Source organism: Achromobacter sp. EG18, from assembly GCF_059759395.1.
On sequence record NZ_CM186213.1, the window covers coordinates 1139067 to 1160015 of the forward strand.

Annotated in this window: 21 protein-coding genes; 6 read left to right on the forward strand and 15 right to left on the reverse strand. The window is 68.2% G+C overall.

What is annotated here, in order from left to right; genetic code table 11:
* Positions 1–368: 368 nt before the first annotated feature.
* Positions 369–1454, forward strand: coding sequence for a hypothetical protein (locus AC6CR5_RS05440; RefSeq protein WP_047990791.1), 1086 nt, complete (start codon positions 369–371; stop codon positions 1452–1454).
* Positions 1455–1488: 34 nt separating this feature from the next.
* Here the strand turns inward: AC6CR5_RS05440 and AC6CR5_RS05445 are convergent, their stop codons facing one another.
* The gene (locus AC6CR5_RS05445; protein ID WP_047990792.1) at positions 1489–2610 is read right to left on the reverse strand and encodes an MBL fold metallo-hydrolase; all 1122 of its coding nucleotides are present in this window, start codon (positions 2608–2610) and stop codon (positions 1489–1491) included.
* Positions 2611–2704: 94 nt separating this feature from the next.
* Here AC6CR5_RS05445 and AC6CR5_RS05450 point away from each other — a divergent pair, with 94 nt between their 5' ends.
* From AC6CR5_RS05450 to AC6CR5_RS05465, 4 genes are all read left to right on the forward strand, one after another.
* On the forward strand, positions 2705–3322 hold the full coding sequence (locus tag AC6CR5_RS05450; protein ID WP_047990793.1) for a TetR/AcrR family transcriptional regulator: 618 nt from the start codon (positions 2705–2707) through the stop codon (positions 3320–3322).
* Positions 3323–3374: 52 nt separating this feature from the next.
* Positions 3375–4004 carry a glutathione S-transferase family protein gene (locus tag AC6CR5_RS05455; protein WP_047990794.1) on the forward strand — a complete coding sequence of 210 codons (630 nt, stop codon included), beginning with the start codon at positions 3375–3377 and terminating at the stop codon, positions 4002–4004.
* A gap of 106 nt (positions 4005–4110) precedes the next feature.
* The gene (locus AC6CR5_RS05460) at positions 4111–5337 is read left to right on the forward strand and encodes a hypothetical protein (RefSeq protein ID WP_498085311.1); all 1227 of its coding nucleotides are present in this window, start codon (positions 4111–4113) and stop codon (positions 5335–5337) included.
* A gap of 68 nt (positions 5338–5405) precedes the next feature.
* A complete protein-coding gene (locus tag AC6CR5_RS05465) occupies positions 5406–5711 on the forward strand; it encodes a hypothetical protein (RefSeq protein WP_498085312.1) in 306 nt (101 codons plus the stop codon).
* Positions 5712–5741: 30 nt separating this feature from the next.
* Here AC6CR5_RS05465 and arsH read toward each other — a convergent pair whose 3' ends face one another.
* The 6 genes from arsH to AC6CR5_RS05495 form a co-directional block, all read right to left on the reverse strand.
* The gene (gene arsH, locus AC6CR5_RS05470; RefSeq protein ID WP_235442290.1) at positions 5742–6506 is read right to left on the reverse strand and encodes an arsenical resistance protein ArsH; all 765 of its coding nucleotides are present in this window, start codon (positions 6504–6506) and stop codon (positions 5742–5744) included.
* A gap of 31 nt (positions 6507–6537) precedes the next feature.
* Positions 6538–7737: an MFS transporter gene (locus AC6CR5_RS05475; protein WP_498085313.1), complete on the reverse strand. Its 1200-nt coding sequence runs from the start codon at positions 7735–7737 to the stop codon at positions 6538–6540.
* 3 nt (positions 7738–7740) lie between these two features.
* Entirely contained in the window at positions 7741–8823 is a 1083-nt protein-coding gene (gene arsB, locus AC6CR5_RS05480) for an ACR3 family arsenite efflux transporter (protein ID WP_047990795.1), read from the reverse strand.
* Positions 8824–8826: 3 nt separating this feature from the next.
* Positions 8827–9327 (reverse strand): arsenate reductase ArsC, encoded by a 501-nt coding sequence (locus AC6CR5_RS05485; RefSeq protein WP_006384123.1) that lies wholly within the window; start codon positions 9325–9327, stop codon positions 8827–8829.
* Between the two features lie 44 nt (positions 9328–9371).
* Positions 9372–9698, reverse strand: coding sequence for an ArsR/SmtB family transcription factor (locus AC6CR5_RS05490; protein WP_035181149.1), 327 nt, complete (start codon positions 9696–9698; stop codon positions 9372–9374).
* 253 nt (positions 9699–9951) lie between these two features.
* The gene (locus AC6CR5_RS05495) at positions 9952–10542 is read right to left on the reverse strand and encodes a YceI family protein (RefSeq protein WP_053074712.1); all 591 of its coding nucleotides are present in this window, start codon (positions 10540–10542) and stop codon (positions 9952–9954) included.
* 162 nt (positions 10543–10704) lie between these two features.
* Between AC6CR5_RS05495 and AC6CR5_RS05500 the strand changes: the two genes are divergently transcribed.
* Positions 10705–10845, forward strand: coding sequence for a hypothetical protein (locus tag AC6CR5_RS05500; RefSeq protein WP_153228214.1), 141 nt, complete (start codon positions 10705–10707; stop codon positions 10843–10845).
* On the opposite strand, the gene AC6CR5_RS05505 is transcribed toward AC6CR5_RS05500, so the two are convergent.
* The 8 genes from AC6CR5_RS05505 to AC6CR5_RS05540 all read right to left on the reverse strand — a co-directional run bounded on the left by AC6CR5_RS05505 (position 10839) and on the right by AC6CR5_RS05540 (position 20847).
* Positions 10839–12512 carry an NAD(P)/FAD-dependent oxidoreductase gene (locus AC6CR5_RS05505; RefSeq protein ID WP_200221296.1) on the reverse strand — a complete coding sequence of 558 codons (1674 nt, stop codon included), beginning with the start codon at positions 12510–12512 and terminating at the stop codon, positions 10839–10841. The genes AC6CR5_RS05500 and AC6CR5_RS05505 overlap by 7 nt on opposite strands.
* 90 nt (positions 12513–12602) lie before the next feature.
* Positions 12603–14984: a TonB-dependent receptor gene (locus AC6CR5_RS05510; protein ID WP_498085732.1), complete on the reverse strand. Its 2382-nt coding sequence runs from the start codon at positions 14982–14984 to the stop codon at positions 12603–12605.
* 162 nt (positions 14985–15146) lie between these two features.
* Positions 15147–16133 carry a FecR family protein gene (locus AC6CR5_RS05515; RefSeq protein WP_498085314.1) on the reverse strand — a complete coding sequence of 329 codons (987 nt, stop codon included), beginning with the start codon at positions 16131–16133 and terminating at the stop codon, positions 15147–15149.
* Complete coding sequence (locus AC6CR5_RS05520) at positions 16120–16623, reverse strand: sigma-70 family RNA polymerase sigma factor (protein ID WP_173001331.1); 504 nt, start codon at positions 16621–16623, stop codon at positions 16120–16122. The genes AC6CR5_RS05515 and AC6CR5_RS05520 overlap by 14 nt, the downstream gene beginning before the upstream one ends.
* Before the next feature lie 88 nt (positions 16624–16711).
* On the reverse strand, positions 16712–17467 hold the full coding sequence (locus AC6CR5_RS05525) for an amino acid ABC transporter ATP-binding protein (RefSeq protein ID WP_053501404.1): 756 nt from the start codon (positions 17465–17467) through the stop codon (positions 16712–16714).
* Positions 17464–18561: an amino acid ABC transporter permease gene (locus tag AC6CR5_RS05530; protein WP_020927725.1), complete on the reverse strand. Its 1098-nt coding sequence runs from the start codon at positions 18559–18561 to the stop codon at positions 17464–17466. Before AC6CR5_RS05530 ends, AC6CR5_RS05525 begins: the two co-directional genes overlap by 4 nt.
* Entirely contained in the window at positions 18558–19706 is a 1149-nt protein-coding gene (locus tag AC6CR5_RS05535; protein WP_498085315.1) for an amino acid ABC transporter permease, read from the reverse strand. Before AC6CR5_RS05535 ends, AC6CR5_RS05530 begins: the two co-directional genes overlap by 4 nt.
* A 19-nt stretch (positions 19707–19725) precedes the next feature.
* Complete coding sequence (locus AC6CR5_RS05540; RefSeq protein ID WP_020927727.1) at positions 19726–20847, reverse strand: amino acid ABC transporter substrate-binding protein; 1122 nt, start codon at positions 20845–20847, stop codon at positions 19726–19728.
* Between the last annotated feature and the right edge of the window lie 102 nt (positions 20848–20949).

A 20949-nucleotide genomic window follows, 5' to 3' on the forward strand; every position in this document is an offset into this window, starting at 1 on the left:
GAAAAAATACGCAAACGGCTTCCCGGCCGTCCAGGGCGTCAGGCCGGGACGGGGCGATTGCGGGGAACATCATGGAATGGGAGCCTGACCGGTCCGGCACGCGGCCGGGGCGACGCGTCTGTCGACGGGCGCGCGGGGGTCAGGTCATGCGCGCAGGCCAAAGCCTAGCCGAAGCGGGCTCATCAAGCCGCAATACCCGGGTCGCGGGCATTGGCTTGGGCGCAATACGCGTTGCGTTGCGATTGTAAACAAATTGCGGTTGCGAGGCCGGCGGGCAACGGGGCTGGGAGGGCGGCCAGGAAGGTGGTGTTTCCCATTCAGGTTCCATTAATATGCGCGCATCCATGACGGCCACCAGGAGCCCGTCCTTGAATCGACTGCTCGCCACCACTTTCCTCGCCATCCTGACCACGTCGCCCGCGCTGGCGGACGAGCGCTGGGTCGTCTACGCCGGCGGCGCAAAACCCGACCGCATCTTCGTCACTGTCGACGAAAGTTACCTCGACGCCGTTCCCCAGGCCGCCAAGACCTACAAGCTCGAAACGCTGACGATCCTGGAGAACGCCAAGTCGCCGGACTGGGTCTCGTCCAACATGATCATCGATTGCGGGCGGCAAACGCTCGAGGAAAAACTGATCCAGCTGTCGCCGCGCGGGGGCAAGCTGGCGACCGCCCCGGACCAGCCGGCGCGCCCGCCCAAGAATGCGGTGGGGCAGGCGCTGATCGACTTCGCCTGCGACATGGGCCCCAAGAGCAGCGCTCAGCGCGCGGCGGCGCGCAAGGCCGGCAACGCCGAGGGCGGCTGGCTCTACCTGGGCCCGCTCACCACAGGAGATGTCGGCGACCTGGTCTGGAAGACGGTGTGGACCGACGGCACCCGGCCCGCCAGCAAGCCGCGTTCGGACGCCGAACTGGAACGCGAGATGAGGGACCTGGAGGCCCGCCGCAAGAAGGCCCTGGCCGAGGCGGGCGCCCAGGCCGACAAGAGTGTGGAACAGGACAAGCAGGCCAGCCGCCAGATCGCCAGTACCCAGGAACCGCTGGCGCGCGCCGATGCCCGCCGCAAGCGGGAAATGTCTGCCGTGCGGCGCACGATGGATGCCTGGATCGGCCAGCCCGAGGCCGAGCTGCTGCGGGTCTGGGGGCCGCCCACCGGCGCCACGGAAAAGAGCGGCAACCGCATGCTGCAGTACTACCGCCGGGAAGCGCGCTCGACCGCGGCCAGCAGCAGCGGCGGCTGCCCGGCCGGCCAGACCCTGCAGCAGACGCACGGCCCCAATGCGCCGCCGCGATGCGCCCCGTCGGCCGGCGCCCAGAGCTATCGGTACACCTATGAATGCACGCTGAGTTTCGAGTTGCAGGACGGCGTGATCATCGACTACTTCACCAAGGATCGCCGCACGCCCAACGACCCGTATACCCACTGCAGCCACATCTTCGGGCGTTTCGACTGATACCGGACCGGCCGCGGGGACCGGCCTTGCCGGCTCACCGGGCCCGGCAAGGCGCCAGCAGGCGGCACTCGCCGGACGCTGGCTGGCGCGCCGCAACCTCGCGCCACCACGGCGATCCCGGATGTGGCGCGGCCAGGTCCAGCCGTTCGCCTATCTCCGGCGTGGCCAGCGCCACCCCGCGCTCCGCGGCAAGCGCGGCGATGCGCTCGAACGGTTCCTGCCAGGGGTGCATGGCCAGGTCGAAGGTGCCGTTGTGGATCGGCAGCAGCCAGCGGCCGCGCAGGTCCAGGTGGGCCTGCAGCGTTTCCTCGGGCTGCATGTGGACGAAAGCCCAGCGCTTGTCATAGGCGCCGGTTTCCATCAGCGTCAGGTCGAACGGACCGAAGGCGTCGCCGATGGCCTTGAAGCCATCGAAATAGCCGCTGTCGCCGCTGAAGAAGATCCGCATCCCGGCGTCGTCGATGACCCAGGAGGCCCACAGGCTGCGATCGCCGTCGGTCAGGCCGCGGCCGGAGAAATGCTGGGCCGGGGTGGCCGTCAGGCGCAGGCCTTCGACCTCGGTCGACTGCCACCAGTCCAATTGCTCGACCTTGGCCGGATCGACGCCCCAGGCGATCAACTGGTCGCCCACGCCCAGCGGCGCGACGAAGCGGCCGGTGCGGGCCGCCAGCCGGGTCACGGCGGCGCGGTCGAGGTGGTCGTAGTGGTTGTGCGACAGGATCACGCCGGCGATCGGCGGCAGGTCGTCCAGCGCGATGGGCGGCGCGTGGAAACGCGCCGGGCCGGCCCACTGCACCGGCGACGCCCGCTCGGAGAACACCGGATCGGTCAGCCAGTAGCGGCCGCGCAGCTTCAGCAGGATGGTCGAATGGCCCAGCCGGAACAGGCTGCGGTCGGGCGCGGCGCCGAGCGCGGCGGGGGTAAGCGGCCGCACCGGGATCGGCTGGCCGGGCACGGTGCCCGCCGGCTTGCCAAACAGGAAGGCCCAGGTCAGCTTCAGCCCCTGCCAAAAGCCCATGGAGGGGCGCGGGCGGGCATTGTGGAAGCGGCCGTCGCGGTGATGCGGCGGGACGGCGTGAGTGGAGGGCAGGGCGGGGGAGGCGGGCGTTGGAGCAGTCACGGCACGATTCCAGGGAAGAAGGGAGACGGCCGGCATGGCCAAAAGTATACCGAGCAGTGTAGTTTCCTTTTTTATGAAAGTACACCGATGAGTGTAAAATTTTCGCTATCCCTCTATCAGGACATTTCCCATGGCAGAAGTATCGCAGCGGCTCACCGACAGAAAGCGCGAAGCCATCCTCCGCGCCGCGGTGGAGGAGTTCCGCACGGCGGGCTACGAGGCCACCAGCATGGACCGCATCGCCGCCGCGGCCGGCGTGTCCAAGCGCACGGTCTACAACCATTTCCCCAGCAAGGACGAACTGTTCGGGCTGATGCTGGAACAGCTGTGGAACCGCAGCATTGCCAACGCCACGGTCGTGTATCGCGCCGACCAGTCGCTGGCCGCGCAGTTGCGCCAGCTGCTGATGCAGAAGCTGGAACTGCTGGGCGATCCGAATTTCATCGACCTGGCGCGCGTCGCCATGGCGGAGATCATCCACACGCCGGAACGGGCCCAGGCCATCGTCTGCCGCATGGGCGCGAAGGAGGGCGGCGAGACCGCCTGGATCCGTGCCGCCATCGCCGACGGCCGGCTGGCCAAGGTCGATCCGGAGTTCGCCGGCCATCAGTTGCAGGGGCTGGTCAAGAGTTTCGCCTTCTGGCCGCAGGTGACGCTGGGACAGCCACCCCTGGGACCGGCCGAGCGCGACCGCGTGGTGGATTCGGCGGTGGCGATGTTCCTGGGGTGCTACGGCCGCGGCGAGTGAAGTATCGTGTTCCGCAAGTGGCAACCATATCGACACCCCGCAGGAGCAACCCATGCAGATCTACTGGATCCAGGCGCAGGCGCCGCGGCGCGTCCTCGCGCTCGTCAAGCACCTGGGCATCAAGGCCGAATTCATCGAAATGGACCTGATGGCGGGCGCGCTGCGGCGGCCGGAGTACGCCGCCATCAATCCCAACATGAAGGTGCCCACCCTGGTCGACGGCGATTACCATCTGTGGGAGTCGTCCGCGATCATGGCGTACCTGTGCGTCAAGGCCGGCTCGGACATGTGGCCCGTCGATACGCGGGAACAGATCGAGGTGCTGCGCTGGCTGTCATGGAACGACTGTCATTGGGCCCCGGCGGTCGCTCCGTATTATTTCGAGCACATCGTCAAATCGACCTTTGGCATCGGCCCGCCGGACGCCGGCGAGCTGGCCGGCAAGGAAAAAGCCTTCGACCGCTATGCCGCGGTCCTCGATACCCATCTGCGCGACCGCGAACAGGTCGCCTGTGGCCGGCTGACCATCGCCGACTTCCAGCTGGCGTCGATGGCGGCGTACTGGAAGGCCGCCGGCATGCCGATGGCGCCGTATCCGCGCATCGTGGCCTGGCTCGACGGCCTGATGCGGCTGCCGGCGTGGGCCGATCCCTGGCCGGACGGACGCGCCGACCCCGCCTGATCGCGCCTGAACCCTCGTCTCTGTTATCGTGGGCGCGGCCGGACCGCCGTGTCCGCCGCGCAAGACCCCGCCGCCCGCATCGGGCATCCGACGAGGCCTTATCGATTTGAAGATCAAGAACTATCTGTTTGGCATCATCGTGTCGCTGGTGCTGGCAACGCTCCTGGCATTCCTGGGGCTGGTGGCCGTCTCCAGCGACAACCTCGGCTGGGGCATGGCGGCGCTGTTGTCATATGGCGTCCTGTTCGGCGGACCGCTGGCCATCGTGCTGGTGCTGACCTGGATCGTGTACCTGGTGCGGGATCGCGGCCAGGTGCCCGCGCGGGTGCACGGGCTGTTGTTCCTGCCGTCTTTGGTGGCGTTGATGATCGTGCCGATCGACGACCAGATCCGGCGGGCCGGCGCCGACCGCTTCCGCGGCGCCAACCCGGCGATCACCGAGAACCACGTCAACTTCAGCGGACGCACGCTCTGGCTGGACTATCGCGCCGGATCCTCGACCGACGGCGGCGGCCAGCCCTATATGGAACCTGCTTCAGCGACAAACGACCGCTTCTCGCGTTTTCGCCGCTATCCCGGTCCGGACCTGGTTGCCGCCGGCACGTTTCCCTACGCTGGCGCGCACCTGAAGCCGGACGTCGAACGCTATGCGTATTCCTCGCAGGACGGCCAGGCCGGCGATTCTCTGCCGCTGCGACGCTTGCCCGCGCCCGACCTGGGCAAGCTGCTGCCGGCATTCGCCTACGGCGAAGCGGCGCTGCTGGTCTATCAATACTTCCATTACCCCGATCACGTCGAGGTGGCGCCCAGCCTCGGCCGCTTTGCCGCCAGCACCGAGGACGCCATGACCGCGGCCCGCGTTGCCGGGCTGGCCATCGTCAGCCTGGACAACCACAGCCCGCACGCCATCGCCCGCCTGGAGATCAACGGCCAGACGCTGGACCTGGGCGGCGATCCCGCGCGCAGCCAGGCTGGCCAGCCTTGCGACCCGGCGCGCGGCGGCAGCCCCGCGATGCTGGACCTGGAACAGCCGCTGCGCGTGCGCTGGCAGACGCTGCAGGATCCGTCGCGTTGGCAGGAGGCGAGGGTGGTGGTGCCCGCCTTCAGCGCCGCGAGCCAGGCCGATCCCGACAAGGGCCTGCCACGCGTGCGGCTGTATTTCCTGTCCGACGGGTCGGTGGCTGCGGAACGGTTCCGAGAAATGCGCCTGCGCGGAGGTGACCTGGCCGTGCGCGCCACGGGCGTGCCGCCGCAGGCGCAAGCGGTCGTGGCCTGCGGCGCCGGCGCCTATTCCGGCTACAACCCGCAGACGGTGCGACTGCTGGGAAATTGAGCCGGGAACGTTTGCATGAATGCCACAACCGGGGCCGATGGCGCCCCGGAAAAAGCAAAGGGGGGGCCTTGTTTCTGTACTACCGGATCAGTTTCGTGGCGAGCCTGCTGGCGCTGGCGGTCTGGGCAATCATCGTCGCCGTCTACGAAGCGCCGCGCCACGGCGACGGCTACGGTCCCGATCCGCTCGGGGTGCTGCTGTACCTGTCGCTGTGGCCGGTCGGGCTGCTGCTGGCGCATTCCGGCTTGCTCGCCTGCCTGGTGCGCGCGAGGCAACCGGCATCGATCCTGCAAGGGCGGCAGGGGATTGCCATCCACCTGGCGCTGGGCGCGGGTTTTCTGGCGTATGCGCTGTACAAGTTCCATCCGGGCTGAGTGCCGCGAAGGGGGGACGCCAGGGGCCGTCTAGATGGAGGCTTGCCGCACCCGGCGCGACAGCGCCGCGGCGGCTTCCTTGCGTTCGCTGTAGCGGTCCACGAGGTAGGGCGCGACGTCACGCGTGAGCAAGGTGAATTTCATCAGTTCCTCGACGACGTCAACGATGCGGTCATAGTAGGGCGAGGGCTTCATCCGCCCGGCATCGTCGAACTCCTGGTAGGCCTTGGCGACCGAGGATTGGTTGGGTATCGTCAGCATCCGCATCCAGCGGCCCAGCACCCGCATCTGGTTCACGGCATTGAACGACTGCGAGCCGCCGGACACCTGCATGACGGCCAGTGTCTTGCCCTGGGTCGGGCGCACCGCGCCCACCGACAGCGGAATCCAGTCGATCTGCGTCTTCATCAGGCCGGTCATGGCGCCGTGGCGCTCCGGCGAACTCCACACCATGCCTTCCGACCACTGGACCAGCTCGTGAAGCTCGCGGACTTTGGGGTGATCATCGCTGGCATCGTCGACCAGCGGCAGCCCGGACGGGTTGAAAATGCGGGTTTCGCCTCCCAGCGCTTGAAGCAGCCGCGCGGATTCCTCGGCGACCAGGCGGCTGTAGGAACGCTCGCGCAACGAGCCATACAGCAGCAGGAAGCGCGGCGCGTGCGTGGCGCGCCGGGGAGAGAACAATTCCCCGGGGGACGGCCGGCTGAACCGGGATGGATCGATGTTGGGCAGGTCGGTGAACGCTGCCGGCGTCATGCCTTCCATATGGTCGTGATGAATGGGAGTGGAACTCATGCAATGCCTCTCTTGATGCAAGACGGGAATTTCAATGTGAGTGGGGCGGGCCGCGTAGCAGCATCAACGCGCCACAGGCGGCCAGGCCGATGACGCCGGACAGCCACAAAGCGTTGGCCCCCCAGGCGTCCAGCGCCAGCCCGAAAAGCAGCGGGGCAAGCGCCTGGGCGATGCGGGCCGGCAGCATCAGCCAGCCCTGGCGCGCGCCATAGCCCTGGGCGCCAAACAGCGCCAGCGGCAAGGTGCCCTTCGCGATGGTGAGGATGCCGTTGCCCGCCCCATGCAGGATCGCGAAAAGGGGGGCCGCCACCGGCCCCGCCATCAACAGCACGGTCACGCCGGCGGGGTGTGCCAACGCGGCCAGGCGCGCCGACAGCAATGGGTGGACGCGCCGCAGGAACCCGAACTCCAGCACGCGGCCGGCCACCTGCGCGGGACCGACGAGGGCGCCCACCGCGACCGCGGCGGCGAGCGTGGCGCCGGCAGCCTCCAGCATCCGCGGCAAATGCGTGGCCATCGCGGTGCTGATGAACCAGGTTGCGGCGAACACGAAGGCGAGCAGGGCGGTCGCGTATCCAGCCCCCCCGGCCGCGGCAACGGGGGAAGGGGATGCCGACGCAATCGCCTGCGCGGGGTCCGCGGCGGCAGTCCGTTCGGGCTGCGCCGGGGACGGCAGCGTGGGCAGCCAGGCGTTCAGCGGCAAGCCGATCAGCAAATGTATGCCGGCCCACCCGAGGCACGCGTTGCGCCACCCGAACCGAGCTTCCATCCAGGCCGACAGCGGCCAGCCGACGGTGCTGGCAAATCCCGCGAGCAGCGTAATGCCCGTGATCGCGCCGCGGGCGTGCTGTCCATACAGGCGGACCAGGCTGGAGAACGCCGCTTCGTACAGGCCGGCGCCCATCGCTGCGCCAATGACGAGCCAGGCGATGACCATCGTCCAAAGACCCTGGGCAAAACCCAGCATGCCCAATCCGAGCGCGAATACCAGGCTGGTGCCGGCCAGCACCACGCGGCCACCGTGGCGGTCGATCGCCAGCCCCGCCCACGGGCCGACCAGGGCCGACACCACCATCGCGCCGGAAAAGGCCGCGAAGACGGTAGGCGTCGCAACGCCCAGATCAGCCGCCATCGGCGCCGCCAGCATGGCGGGCAGATAGTAGGATGAGGCCCAGGCCAGCGTCTGGGCGGTGCCCAGGGCGCCGACGACCCGGACGGGGGCGCCCGTCACCGGTCAGCTCCGCTTGGCGCCCGCGTCATACCAGTCCCTGGACCGGTTCACCACACGTACGACCAGCAACATCAACGGCACCTCGATCAGCACGCCCACCACGGTCGCCAGCGCGGCGCCGGACTGGAATCCGAACAGGCTGATCGCGGCGGCGACGGCGAGCTCGAAGAAGTTGGAGGCTCCGATCAGCGCCGACGGGCAGGCAATGTCGTGCTTTTCGCCCAGGCGACGATTGAGCCAGTACGCCAGCCCCGAATTGAACAGCACCTGGATCAGGATCGGCACCGCCAGCATGGCGATCACCAGCGGCTGCCCGATGATCGCTTCGCCCTGGAACGCAAACAACAGCACCAGCGTCAGGAGCAGGGCGGCCATCGAGAACGGCCCGATCCGGGCCAGGGCCGCCTCGAACGCCTGCTGCCCGCGACGCAGCAACGCGTGGCGCCAGAGCTGGGCGATGATGACCGGGATGACGATGTACAGCCCGACTGACACAAGCAGGGTGTCCCAGGGTACGGAGATGGCCGACAGGCCGAGCAGCAATCCCACGATGGGCGCGAATGCGAACACCATGATCGTGTCGTTCAGCGCGACCTGCGATAGCGTGAATACCGGATCGCCGCCCGTCAGCCGGCTCCAGACGAACACCATTGCGGTACACGGCGCGGCGGCGAGCAGGATCAGGCCCGCGATGTAGCTATCCAGCTGGTCGGCGGGCAGCCAGGGGGAAAAGACCTGGCGGATGAACAGCCATCCCAGGAATGCCATCGAGAACGGCTTGACCGCCCAATTGATGAACAGCGTCACGCCGATGCCGCGCCAATGCTGCCGGACCTGGCCGAGCGCGCCGAAATCGACTTTGAGCAGCATCGGGATGATCATTACCCAGATCAGCAGGCCGACGGGAAGATTGACCTGCGCGACTTCGAGATGCCCGATCGCCTGGAACAAGGCCGGCATGAGCTGGCCAAGGACCACGCCCAGGACGATACAGAGAAACACCCAGAGCGTCAGGTAACGCTCGAAGAGGCTCATCCCGCCCCGCGTCCGCGGGGCGCTCGCGGCTGCCTGTGCATTGGATGACATGACTTACTCCCGGGCCTTGCCGATACCACGCAATTCGGCCTGGAGCGACATCGCGTCCAGGCGTTCCATGGGCAGGGAAAGGAACAGCTCGATGCGGCGCTTCAGTACGCGCGCGGCATCCTGGAACGCCTTGCGGCGCGCTTGCTCGGTTCCTTCGTGGGCCGCGGGGTCGGGAACGCCCCAATGCGCCGTCATGGGCTGACCTGGCCAGATCGGGCATACCTCGCCGGCGGCGTTGTCGCAGACAGTGATGATGAAGTCCATCCGTGGCGCCTCGGGCGCCGCGAACTCGTCCCAACTCTTGCTTCGATAGCCGTCGGTCGGCAGCGAAAAGGAGCTCAGCGTGGAGAGCGCCAGCGGGTGAACTTCGCCCTTGGGCGTACTGCCAGCGGAATAGGCCTGGAAGCGGTCGCCACCCAGCCCGTTGAGCAGGCCTTCGGCCAGGATGGAGCGCGCGGAATTGCCCGTGCAGAGAAACAGTACCTTGAAAGGAGAACGTGACATGCAAATTCCTGGCGGCAACGAGTGGAGGATCGGATATTCGGGGATCAGCAGGTTGTGCAACCGCTGGAGTCGGAGATTTCGCAGGGAGCCCCTTGGCAGCAGTGTTCGGTGAGATAGCCCAGCAGCCCGTTCATCCGCGAGAAGTCGGCCCGGTAGATCAGATTGCGGCCTTGCTGCTCGATGGTGACCAGGCCGGCGTGGGACAGCTCTTTCAGATGGAAGGACAAGGTATTGCGGGCGACGTCCAGCTGGTCGGCCAGCACGCTGGGCGTGAGGCCGCCGAGGCCAGCCACCACGAGGGCGCGAAAAACGCGAAGCCGCTGGGTGTGGGCCAGGGCGCCAAGGGCGAGAACGGTTTGATCTTCATTCATGGCGGAATAATACAATGATTCGAGAATCATTGAATAGATGGCCGTGCCGATCCCAGCGATCCGTGGGCCCGGACCCATTCGTTACTTTACATAATATACATTATGCGTATTTTATGTCGATCCAGGCGCGCGTCCCGCCGTGGCTCGACTATCCGCATCTTCCCGACACGTTGCCTGTTGCCGGCCCACCGATAACCGTGCGCCGACAACAACGGCTCGCCAGGCTTAGACGAGCCGTTCGTCACCGCTATGCTCAGCGCGCCGCGTCGGCCAACGCTTCGACCGTGATGCGCAGCGTGACCTCGTCGCTGACGTCGGGCGCGTACGCCTGGACGCCGAAATCGCTGCGCTTGAGGACCGTGGCCGCGTCGAAGCCGATTGCCGGCCGCTGCGCCATCGGATGCACGCCGGCCTTGTTCTGCCTGGCTTCCAGCACGATGGCTTTCTCGTGGTCCTTGATGCGCAGCTTGCCGTGGATCAGCAGCCGTCCGCTGCCCTTGTCCTCGACGGAGGTGCTTTCGAAGCCGATGGCGGGATATTTGCCGGCGGCGAAGAATTCGGGGCCGCGCAGCATCTCGTCCAGCTTCGGCACATGCGAGGTGAAGCTCGCCAGCGGCACGTCCAGCTTGACCGACGAGGCCGAAACGTTGGCCGCGTCGTAGCGGATCACGCCCTGGATGTCGCCGGCGTGCGCCGAAGGCTTCGAGAAGCCCAGGTGGTTCCAGGTCACCACCACCTGCGTGTGTTCGGGGTCGATGCGGTAGTCCACGCCCGCGGCATGGACCGGGACGGCGCCGCCGGCCAGCGCGGCCGCGAGCAGGAGTCGATTCAGATGGATTTTCATGGGGTTCCTGTTTGACGGAAAGGCCGATCAGTGTCCTGCGGATGGAATTATCTCTCCCTTGCTCCCCTTCGCTCTGGACAGGTAGGCGCTGGTGATGGCCAGAAGCTGTTCCTTGAAGGCGCGAGCGACGCCCGCGCCTGATCCGCGCGCCCGGTGCGCGCCTTGACCAGCGCCATCGAGATCTTCCGCAAGACCCTGGTGGCGGGCAGCGATGCGGCGCGGCAGACAGCCGCGATGGAAAAGCGGCCTGAGCCGGCTGGCATGGCGCGCGGGGCGCGCCGCCGCGCCGAAGCCGGTCAATAGTCGTCGCTGGCGCCGCGGCGGTTGCCGCCGGTGATGTCGTCGCGGCCCAGCAAGTGCAGCGCCACGGCCTCGGCGACCTTCATGCCGTCGATGGCGGCCGACATGATGCCGCCCGCGTAGCCTGCGCCCTCGCCCGCCGGAAACAGGCCCAGCGTGTTCATGCTCTGGAAATCGTCGCGGCGCGTGATGCGCAGCGGTGACGAGGTGCGCGTCTCGACGCCGGTGAGGACGGCATCGTGCATGGAAAAACCCTTGATCTGCCGCTCGAACGCGGGCAAGGCTTCGCGGATGGCGGCGATGACGTAGTCCGGCAGGCTGGCCGACAGGTCGGTCAATTTGACGCCGGGCTTGTACGAGGGCGTCACGCTGCCCAGCGCGGTCGACGGCCGGCCGGCAAGAAAGTCGCCCACCAGCTGCGCCGGTGCGCTGTAGTCGCCGCCGCCCAGCTCGTAGGCGCGCGCCTCCCAATGGCGCTGGAAGTCGATGCCCGCCAGCGGCGAGTCTTCGATGCCCGGGAAGTCCTTGGGTTCGATGCCCACCACGATGCCCGCGTTGGCGTTGCGCTCGTTGCGCGAATACTGGCTCATGCCGTTGGTCACGACTCCGCCGGGTTCCGACGCGGCGGCCACCACCGTGCCGCCCGGGCACATGCAGAAGCTGTAGACGGCGCGGCCGTTGCCGGCATGGTGCACCAGCTTGTAGTCGGCCGCGCCCAGCACCGGGTGGCCGGCGCTCGGGCCGAAGCGGGCCCGGTCGATCACGGACTGCGGATGCTCGATGCGAAAGCCCAGCGAGAACGGCTTGGGTTCGATGAACACGCCGCGCTTGTGCAGCATGCGGAAGGTGTCGCGCGCGCTGTGGCCCACGGCCAGCACCACGTGGCTGGCGGCGATGAACTCCCCGCCCGCCAGGCGCACGCCGCGCACCCGGCCGTCTTCGATTTCGATGTCGTCGACGCGGCTTTCGAAACGGAACTCGCCGCCCAGCGTCGCGATCTGCGCGCGCATCTGCTCGATCATCTTGACCAGGCGGAAGGTGCCGATGTGCGGCTTGCTGACGTACAGGATTTCCGGCGGCGCATCGGCGGCGACGAACTCCTGCAGCACCTTGCGGCCGTAGTGCTTGGGATCCTTGACCTGGGTCGACAGCTTGCCGTCCGAGAACGTGCCCGCCCCGCCCTCGCCGAACTGCACGTTCGACTCGGGCTGCAGCGTGTTCTTGCGCCACAGCCCCCAGGTGTCCTTGGTGCGCTCGCGCACCACCCGGCCGCGTTCCAGGATGATGGGCCGGAACCCCATCTGGGCCAGGATCAGCGCCGCGAACAGGCCGCAGGGACCGAAGCCGATCACGACCGGGCGACTGCCCTCGGGCAGATCGGCCGGCGCCTGGCCGACGTACTGGTATTCCATGGGCGGCGTCGGCATCACCGTGCGCAGGCCGGCGACGCGCTTGAGCACGGCGGCCTCGTCGGCCACCTCGACGTCCACGGAATAGGTCAGCGTGATCGCGCTGCGCTTGCGCGCGTCGTAGCTGCGCCGGAAGATGGTCAGCGCGCGCAGGGCATCGGGGGCGATTCCCAGGCGGCTACAGGCCGCGGCGCGCAGGGTGTCGTCGATATCCGCTTGGGAGGTCGACAGGGGCAGGATGATTTCGGTCAGGCGCAACATGAGGCAGCGGAACCGTGTCAGGGTTCAAGGGCTCGTAAAGCGCGTATTAAAACACGCCGGCGGCCCTTGCCCTTGCCCCTTCCCGAGTCCCTACCAGCGGTGCTGGTAGGTCAGCGTCAAGACCGTGCCCGGCGCCGGCAGGCGGCTGGTGTTGGTGCTGGTGCGCATCAACTGGCTGTAGAGCGGGTAGTAGTCGCGATTGAACAGGTTTTCGACGCCGACGATCAGGGTGTCCTTGGGCGTGAACTGGTAGCGGCTCATCAGGTCCACCGTGAAATAGCTGCCCACGTCGCGGCGCCCGAAGCTTTCGACGCCATCCAGCCGGTAGTCCTTGCCGCCGAAGTAGTTGGCCTGGATGCGGTTGTTCCAGCGCTCGTTCGGCCGGTACTGCAGGTAGGCGGTGAGCTTGAGCGGCGGGATGCGGTAGCCGGTCATGTCGCGCCATTGGCCGTTGTCGGGCCGCTCGCGCCCCTTCATCCACGTGAACGTGCCGCCCGTGCCCCACTTCTCGTCGTCGGTCAGGTAGTCCACCGTCGCCTCGATGCCGTGGATGCGCTCTTCGGTGCGCGTCAGGATCAGGCCGTTGTTGAAGCTCTGCACATCGCCCAGCTTGGAGGTGGTGTAGAACAGCGCCAGCGAGGCCGTGGTGTTGCCCACTCCGCCGCGCCAGCCGATTTCGTAGTTGTTGGTCTTGACCGGCTGCAGGTCCGACGAACCGATGTCGAAGCCTGGCCGCGCATTGCGCATCTGCACGCCGATGTCCGGCAGCTGGAAGCCCTGGCTGAAGTTGGCGTACAGCTCCTGGCCGCGGACCGGCGCGTAGGTCAGGCCGGCGTTGAACAGGAAGGCGTCGTAGCTGACCGAGCCGCCCTGCACCGAGGCCGGCGACGCCACGCGCGACTGCGACAGCGGCACGAAGTCGCCGAAACGGGCGGTGGCATACTCGTAGCGCGCCCCGCCCTGCACCGACCATTGCTCGTCGAAGCGATGCTCCAGCTGGCCGAAAATGCCGGTGCTGCGCGAGGTCAGCTCGGGCATGTAGGTCAGGCGCCCGGTCTTGCGGAACACCCGGCCGCCGCTGGCGTCGTAGGCGGCCGCGTCGAACACGTCGATCGGCATGTCGCTGCGTTCCTGGTTGAAGTCCGCGCCCCACAGCACCTTCGACTGCTCGCCCAGCGGCGTATCGATGGTCAGGCGGCTGCCGAACACCTTGCTGTTCTGCATGACCTGGTCGACGTTGCCGCCCCGCGTCACCACCGCGCGCGCGTCGAACGGCGTGAAGCGGGTGTAGTAATCGCGGTAGTACATCTGCGCCGTGAGCTTGCTGCCCAGCAGGTCCAGGTGCTGGTATTCCAGGTTCACCAGCGTATTGCGGATCTGGTTCTGGTCGGCCAGGTCCAGGCCGCTGAGCGGCAGCGCGCGCGCCGTGCCCGGCGGCAGGCGCCCGACCGACGGATCGGAGGTGTAGTCGGAATTCTGGTCGGCGTTGTAGTAGCTGGCCGACAGCTGCAGGCGTTGCTTGTCGTCCAGGCGCAGTCCCAGCTTGCCGCCCAGGCTGTAGATGTTGGAATCGAACAGGTCGCCCTGGCTGGGCTCGGGCGCGATGCGCCGTCCGTGCGCGTCATAGGATGCGCCATTGTGGCGCGCGCCCAGGTCCAGCGCGTAGTCCAGCATGCCCTGGCTGCCGGCGAAATGCTGTTGCAGCTGGCCGCCCAGGCCGTCCGCGTTCAAGCGGCTCAGCGGGCTGACGGCGGTCACGGTGGTTTCGGCCACCGGTTCGCCGCCGGCGGGCCGGGTGGTGATCGAGACGATGCCGCCGGTGGCCCCGGCGCCATAGATCGAACTGCTGCCGCGCAGCACTTCGACGCGCTCGATGCTGGCCGGATCGATGTTGGCGAGATTGCGCGAGGAATCGCGGTTGGTGTTCAGCGGAATGCCATCGACCAGCACCAACACGCCGCGTCCCCGCAAGGTCTGGCCGTAGTCGGTCATGGTGCGGCTGGAATCGGCCATGCCCGGCACCGTCTTGGCCAGCACCGTGGCCAGGCTGTCCGAACCGGTCCGCAATTCCTGCAAGGCATCGCGTTCCAGCACGATGGTCTGCTGCACCGGGCTGACCAGGTTGCTGGACGTGCGCGATGCGCTGACCTCGATCGGCGCCATCACGGTGGCGCCGCCGCTGGCCGCCTCGGGTTCGATGATGGTGGCCGAACCCTCCTGCCGCAGCCGCAGCGGCTTGCCCTGCAGCAGCGCCGCCAGCGCCTGTTGCGGCGTCATCGCCCCGGACAGCGCCGGCGCCTGCATGCCGGCCACGGTTTGCGGCGCGTAGAAGATCTGCAGGCCATGCGTCTCGGCCAGGCGCTTGAGGGCCTGGTCCAGCGATTGCGCCGGCATGTCGATGGCGACCGGCGCCGTCGCCTGCGCGTGGGCGGCCCCCGCGCCGCATGCCAGCAATACCGCGATCGCTGCCATCGTCAGGCGCGCACCCACCGGCGCGCCTTGTCCTGTTTTCTTGTGAACCACAGCTTCTGCTCCTGCTCCGTGCTCGATGGGCCCCATGCCCCACGGAATCAAGAAGAAGACGCAATACGGCTGAAAAACCTGAATGCGTCGCCGAACTATTTTGTAACAGCGTCAGCGCGCCACGATTTCGCTGCGGCCGTCGGGCAGCTGGCGCACCCGTACCGGCAGGATGTGCGGCAAGGCGGTCAGGAAGGCGTCGGTGTCGCGGGTCTGGAACACGCTGGTCACGGTCAGGTGCTCCACCCCCGGCGCCAGCACGATCGGATGCTGCCGATAGCGCGACACTTCCCGCGCCGCGCTGGCCAGGTCGGTATCGCTGAAGCGGATCTGGCCGCCGCGCCAGGCCAGCGTCGCGGCCAGGTCGGCGGGCGCGGGCCGGTCGGCCTGGCCCGCCGCGTCGATGTGGACGCCCTGGCCCGGCCCCACGGGCACGGCCGCGGCATCGCGCGCGCCGGCCACCTTGACCGAGCCGGACTCCACCAGCACCCGTACCTGTTCGGCGTCACGGCGCACGTCGAAGCGCGTGCCGGTCACCACCGCGGTGCCCAGGCCGGCGTCCACCACGAAGGGGCGGCCGGTGTTCTTTTCGACCGAGAACAGCGCCTCCCCCGCCACCAGCTCGACGCGCCGCTCGGCCTCGCCGAAGCGCACGCGGATGTGGCTGCGGCTGTTCAATTCGGCGCGCGAGCCGTCCGGCAGCGCCACGCTGCGCAGTTCGCCAACCTGTGTCCGGTATTCGGTCCAGCCCGCGCCGCGCGGCCACAGCGCCCAGCCGCCCACGGCGATGATCGCGGCGCCCAGGCTCAAGGCCAGCGCGGCTCGCCGTCCGGAACGGGCCGTCCGGCGCGGCGCTTCGGCCAGGGCGCGCAGGCGTTCTGGCGCGACGGCGCCGGCCGCCTGCCAGATCGATTCCAGCAGGCGGTATTCGTAGGCATGGCGCGGATCGGCGGCCAGCCAGTCGGCGCGCGCCTGTTCCCGCGCCGCGTCCCATTCGCCGGAATGGGCGCGCGCGAACCAACGCGCCGCTTCGGCGCGGACGACGTCGCGGCCGGCGTCGTGGCCGGCGTTTGCGGGCGATGCGGCGTCAGCTGGGCGCATACGCCCCCAGCCGTTCGCGCAGATGCAGGGCGGTACGGATCATGTATTTCTCGACCATGTTCTTGCTCAATCCCATGCGCTCGGCGATCTCGGCCTGCGTCAGGCCTTCCAGCCGCTGCCAGACGAACACCTGGCGGCACTTGAGCGGCAATTCCGCCAGCGCCGCTTCCAGCGCCTGGCCCAGCTGGCCGGTGCGCGCCTGGGCCATCGGGTCGCCCAGCGGACTGGCGTGGTGGGCAATGGTATCAAGCGGCACCCATTCCTGCCCGGCATCGCGGCGGAATTGGTCCACGGCCATGTTGCGCGCGGCCTGGTGCAGGTAGGCGCGCGGTTGCTCCACCTGCGCCGGATCGGTTTCCAGGCACTTCACCAGCGCGTCGTGGGCCAGGTCGCGCGCGGCGTCACGGCAGCCCAGCTTGCGGGTCCAGACCGCGAGCAGTTCTTCGTAATAGGCCAGAAAGCCGGATGGGCGGGACGGACGCAAGGACATGGCGCGCAATCAACAGAGGCATGCATGATAATGGTTTCCATTTTCATAAACAAACCCCCGCGCTCCGACCGCGTCCGCCGCCCTGCCCTCAATGCAGGATGCGCTCCAGGAACGCCCGCGTGCGCTCGTGCCTCGGGTTGTCGAAGAAATCGCCCGGCTCGCCCATCTCGATGATGCGGCCGCCGTCCATGAACACCACCCGGTCGGCGACGTTGCGGGCAAAACCCATCTCGTGGGTCACGCACAGCATGGTCATGCCGTCCTCGGCCAGGGAGGTCATGGTGTCCAACACCTCCTTGACCATCTCGGGGTCCAGCGCCGAGGTCGGCTCGTCGAACAGCATGATGCGCGGCTGCATGCAGAGCGAACGGGCGATGGCCACGCGCTGCTGCTGCCCGCCCGACAGCTGGCCGGGATACTTGCCGGCCTGGTCGGGAATGCGCACCCGCTCCAGGTAGCGCATGGCCAGATCCACCGCCTGGGCGCGCGCCATGCGCCGCACCTGGGTCGGCGCCAGGATGCAGTTCTCCAGCACCGTCAGGTGCGGGAACAGGTTGAAGTGCTGGAACACCATGCCGGCATCGGTGCGCACGCCGTCCACGGCGCGCAGGTCGTCGGTCAGCTCGACGCCGTTGACCACGATGGAGCCCTGCTGATGGCGTTCGAGCCGGTTGATGCAGCGGATCATGGTGGACTTGCCGGAACCGGACGGCCCGCAGATCACCAGGCGCTCGCCTGCCCGGACCTGCAGGTTGATGTCCTGCAGCACATGGAATTCGCCATACCACTTGTGCATGCCGGCGATGGCGATGGCGGGCGGCGTGGCGGCGGAAGGCGTGGTCATCGGAGTTCCCCTTTTTTATAGCGATGCTCCAGCCACATCGAATAGCGCGACAGGCCGAAGCAGATGCAGAAATAGATCGATGCAATGAAGAGATAGGTCTCGACGTAGGGGGTGGGCCAGGCCGGATCGGTCAGCGCCGCGCGCCCCGAGCTGAGCAGGTCGAACAGGCCCACGATCAGCACCAGGCTGGTGTTCTTGATCATCACGATGGCGGTATTGGTGAGCGGCGCGATCACCTTGCGCAGCGCCTGCGGCAGCACCACCAGCCGCGTCATCTGCCACCACGACAGCCCCAGCGCGCGCGAGGCCTCGGCCTGCCCGGGCGGGATCGCCTGCAGGCCGCCGCGGATCACCTCGGCCAGATACGCGGCCGAGAACACCGTCAGCGCGATGCCGGCGCGCAGCAGGCTGTCGATGGTCATGCCGGCCGGCAGCATGATGGGCAACACGATAGACGCCATGAACAGCAGGCTGACCAGCGGCAGCCCCCGGATCAGTTCGATCACGCCGATGCTGATGAAGCGCGCCGTCGGCAGGCTGCCGCGGCGTCCCAGCGCCAGCAGCACGCCCAGCGGCAGTCCGGCGCCCAAGGCGCATACCGCCAGCAGCAGCGTGATCGGCAGGCCGCCCCACGACGAGGTCGGCACCCGCGCCAGGCCGAACATGCCGCCCTGCATCAGCGCCAGGCCCGCCAGCAGCCCCGCGATCCAGATGACCGCCGTGCGCGCGCGCCATTGGCGCGGGCTGAGCGAGAACACCGTCATCGCCAGGATGAACAGGCAGACCACGGTGGGCCGCCATTGCTCGCCGGGCGGATAGATGCCGAACAGGATCTGGCGCATCTTTTCGCCCAGGAAGGCCCAGCAGGCGCCGCTGGCCTGACGGCAGACATCGCCCGTGGCGCCTGGCCAGACGGCATCGAGCACCGCCCAGTTCAGTAATTTGCCGGCAGCGGCCAGCACCAGCGCCAGCGTGGCCACCGTGGCGAGCGCGCTGGCGGCGCTGCCGAACAGGCGGTGCCAGGCGCTGTCGCGGCGCTCGCGCGGCGGCCGCAGGGCCTGCGGCGGCAGGGAGGAAGGATGGGACAGGCTCATGCGCGTTGCGTCCTCAGGATGCGGCGGTTGTACAGGTTCATGAAGAGCGACACGCTCAGGCTGATGCTCAGGTACACCGCCATCAGCACCGCCACGCCCTCGATGGCCTGGCCGGTCTGGTTGATGGTGGTGGTGATGACGAAGGACAGGTCCGGGTAGCCCACCGCCAGCGCCAGCGTGGTGTTCTTGATGATGGACAGGTACTGGCTGGTCATCGGCGGGATGATCACGCGCAGCGCCTGCGGCACCACGATCCAGCGCAGCGCGGCGGCGGGCTTCAGGCCCAGCGAATGGGCCGCTTCCCATTGCCCGGCGGGCACCGCGTCGATGCCGCCGCGGATGATCTCGCCGGAAAACGCGGCCGAATAGATCGTCAGCCCCACCAGCAAGGCGGTGAATTCCGGCGTGAAGGCGCTGCCGCCGGCGAAGTTCAGGCCGCGTAGCGCCGGCACGTCGGCGTGCAGCGACGCCCCGCCCCACCCCGCCGCGGCCGCCACCAGCGCGACCGCCGCGAGCAGGCCCAGGCCGCGCCACGGCACGCGTCCGCCCACGGACCGTCGCACCAGGCGCCACGCGCCCCACAGCAGCAGCGCCGCCGCGCCCAGCGCCCACCACAGCGGCTGCGTGTCGCCCTGCAGCGACAGGCTGGGAAAGAACAGCCCGCGCACCGACAGGAACACGCCCGGCAGCGGTTGCAGCGCCTGCCGCGCCGGCGGCAGGTTGATCGTCACCAGGCTGTACCAGAACAGCAATTGCACCACCAGCGGCGTGTTGCGCACGGCTTCCAGGTAGGCCGTGGCCAGGCCCGTCACCAGCGGATGGCGGCTGCGGCGCGCCAGCGCCAGGCCGAAGCCCAGCAGCGTCGAGGCCACGATCACCAGCGCCGAGATGTACAGCGTGTTGGCCAGCCCCACCAGGAAGGCGCGGCCGTAGCTGTCGGTCGGCTGGTACGCCAGCAGGCTTTCGGCGATGGGAAAACGGGCCGCCTCGCCAAGGTAGTCGAACCCCATGGCGATGCCGCGCTGGGTCAGGTTGGCGTGGGCGTTCCAGGCCAGCCAGCCCACGCCGCCGACGAAGGCGCCGGCGATCAGCAGCTGCGCCAGGACGGACCGGGCGCGGCCGTCGAACCAGAGTCGCTTGAACATGATGAGACTCGGCCGCCGATCAGTTGAAGACGTACGGGTACATCAGGCCGCCGTCGCGATACAGGCGGTTCATGCCGCGCTCGAGCTTCATCGGGCTGTTCTTGCCGACGTTGCGCTCGAAGATCTCGCCGTAGTTGCCCAGCTGCTTGACGATGTTGTAGGCCCAGCGCTCATCCAGCCCCAGCGCCTTGCCGTTGCCCGGCTCCTTGCCCAGGAAGCGGGCGATGCGCGGATCGTCGGACTTGAGCATGTCGTCGACGTTGGCCTGGGTGATGCCCATGTCCTCGGCCGCGATCGGCACCTGGATGACCCACTTGACGATGTCGAACCAGCGGTCGTCGCCGTGGCGCACCGACGGCGTCAGCGCCTCGCTGTGGCCGCTGGCCGGGAAGATCACGTAGTCGTCCGGGTTCTGCGCCTGGGTCGCGCGCACCGCCGCCAGCGCCGAGGCGTCGGTGATCAGGCCGTCGCAGCGCCCGGAGAAGAACGCCTGGCGCGAGGCCGCGACGTTGTCGAACAGCACGGTCTTCAGGCCCAGCTTGAACTTGCGCGACAGGTCGGCCACCGTGACCTCGTTGGTCGAGCCGGTCTGCACGCAGATGGTGGCGCCGTTCATGTCCTTGGTCTGGGTGATGCCCAGGTCCTTGCGCACCATGAAGGCGTCGTACTCGTAGTAATTCGGGTAGGTGAAGTTGATGCCGTTGGCATCGCGCCGCAGGGTCCACGAGGTGGTGCGCGGCAGGACGTCGATCTGGCCGGTCTGCAAGGCGGTCAGGCGTTGCTGGCCCGTCAGCGGCACGAAGCGCGTCTTGCTGGCGTCGCCCAGCACCGCGATCGCGATGGCGCGGCAGGTGTCGACGTCCAGGCCCTTCCAGTTGCCGTCCTTGTCGGGCGCCGAAAAGCCGGTGGTGCCATGGCCGGAACCGCAGATGACGTAGCCGCGGGCGCGGATCTGGTCCACCGTGGGACTGTTGGTCTGGGTGACCGCGGCCGCCACCGGCGAGGCGCCGGTCGCGGGCGCCGTGGGTTGCGCCGCGGGTTGGGCGGCGGCCTGGGCCTGTGCCGGGAGCGGCACGGCGGCCGGGGCGCAGGCCGCGATGGCCAGGGCGAGACAACGGTAAGTCTGCTTGAAGCTGAACATGGCAATTCCCCTTGCTATGTGGTGAGCGCCTCGGGGCGCTTCGAGCCGGTCGGCCATGCGAGGCCGGCCGGTGTTGAACAGGTGCGCCGGAAGGCTCCGGCC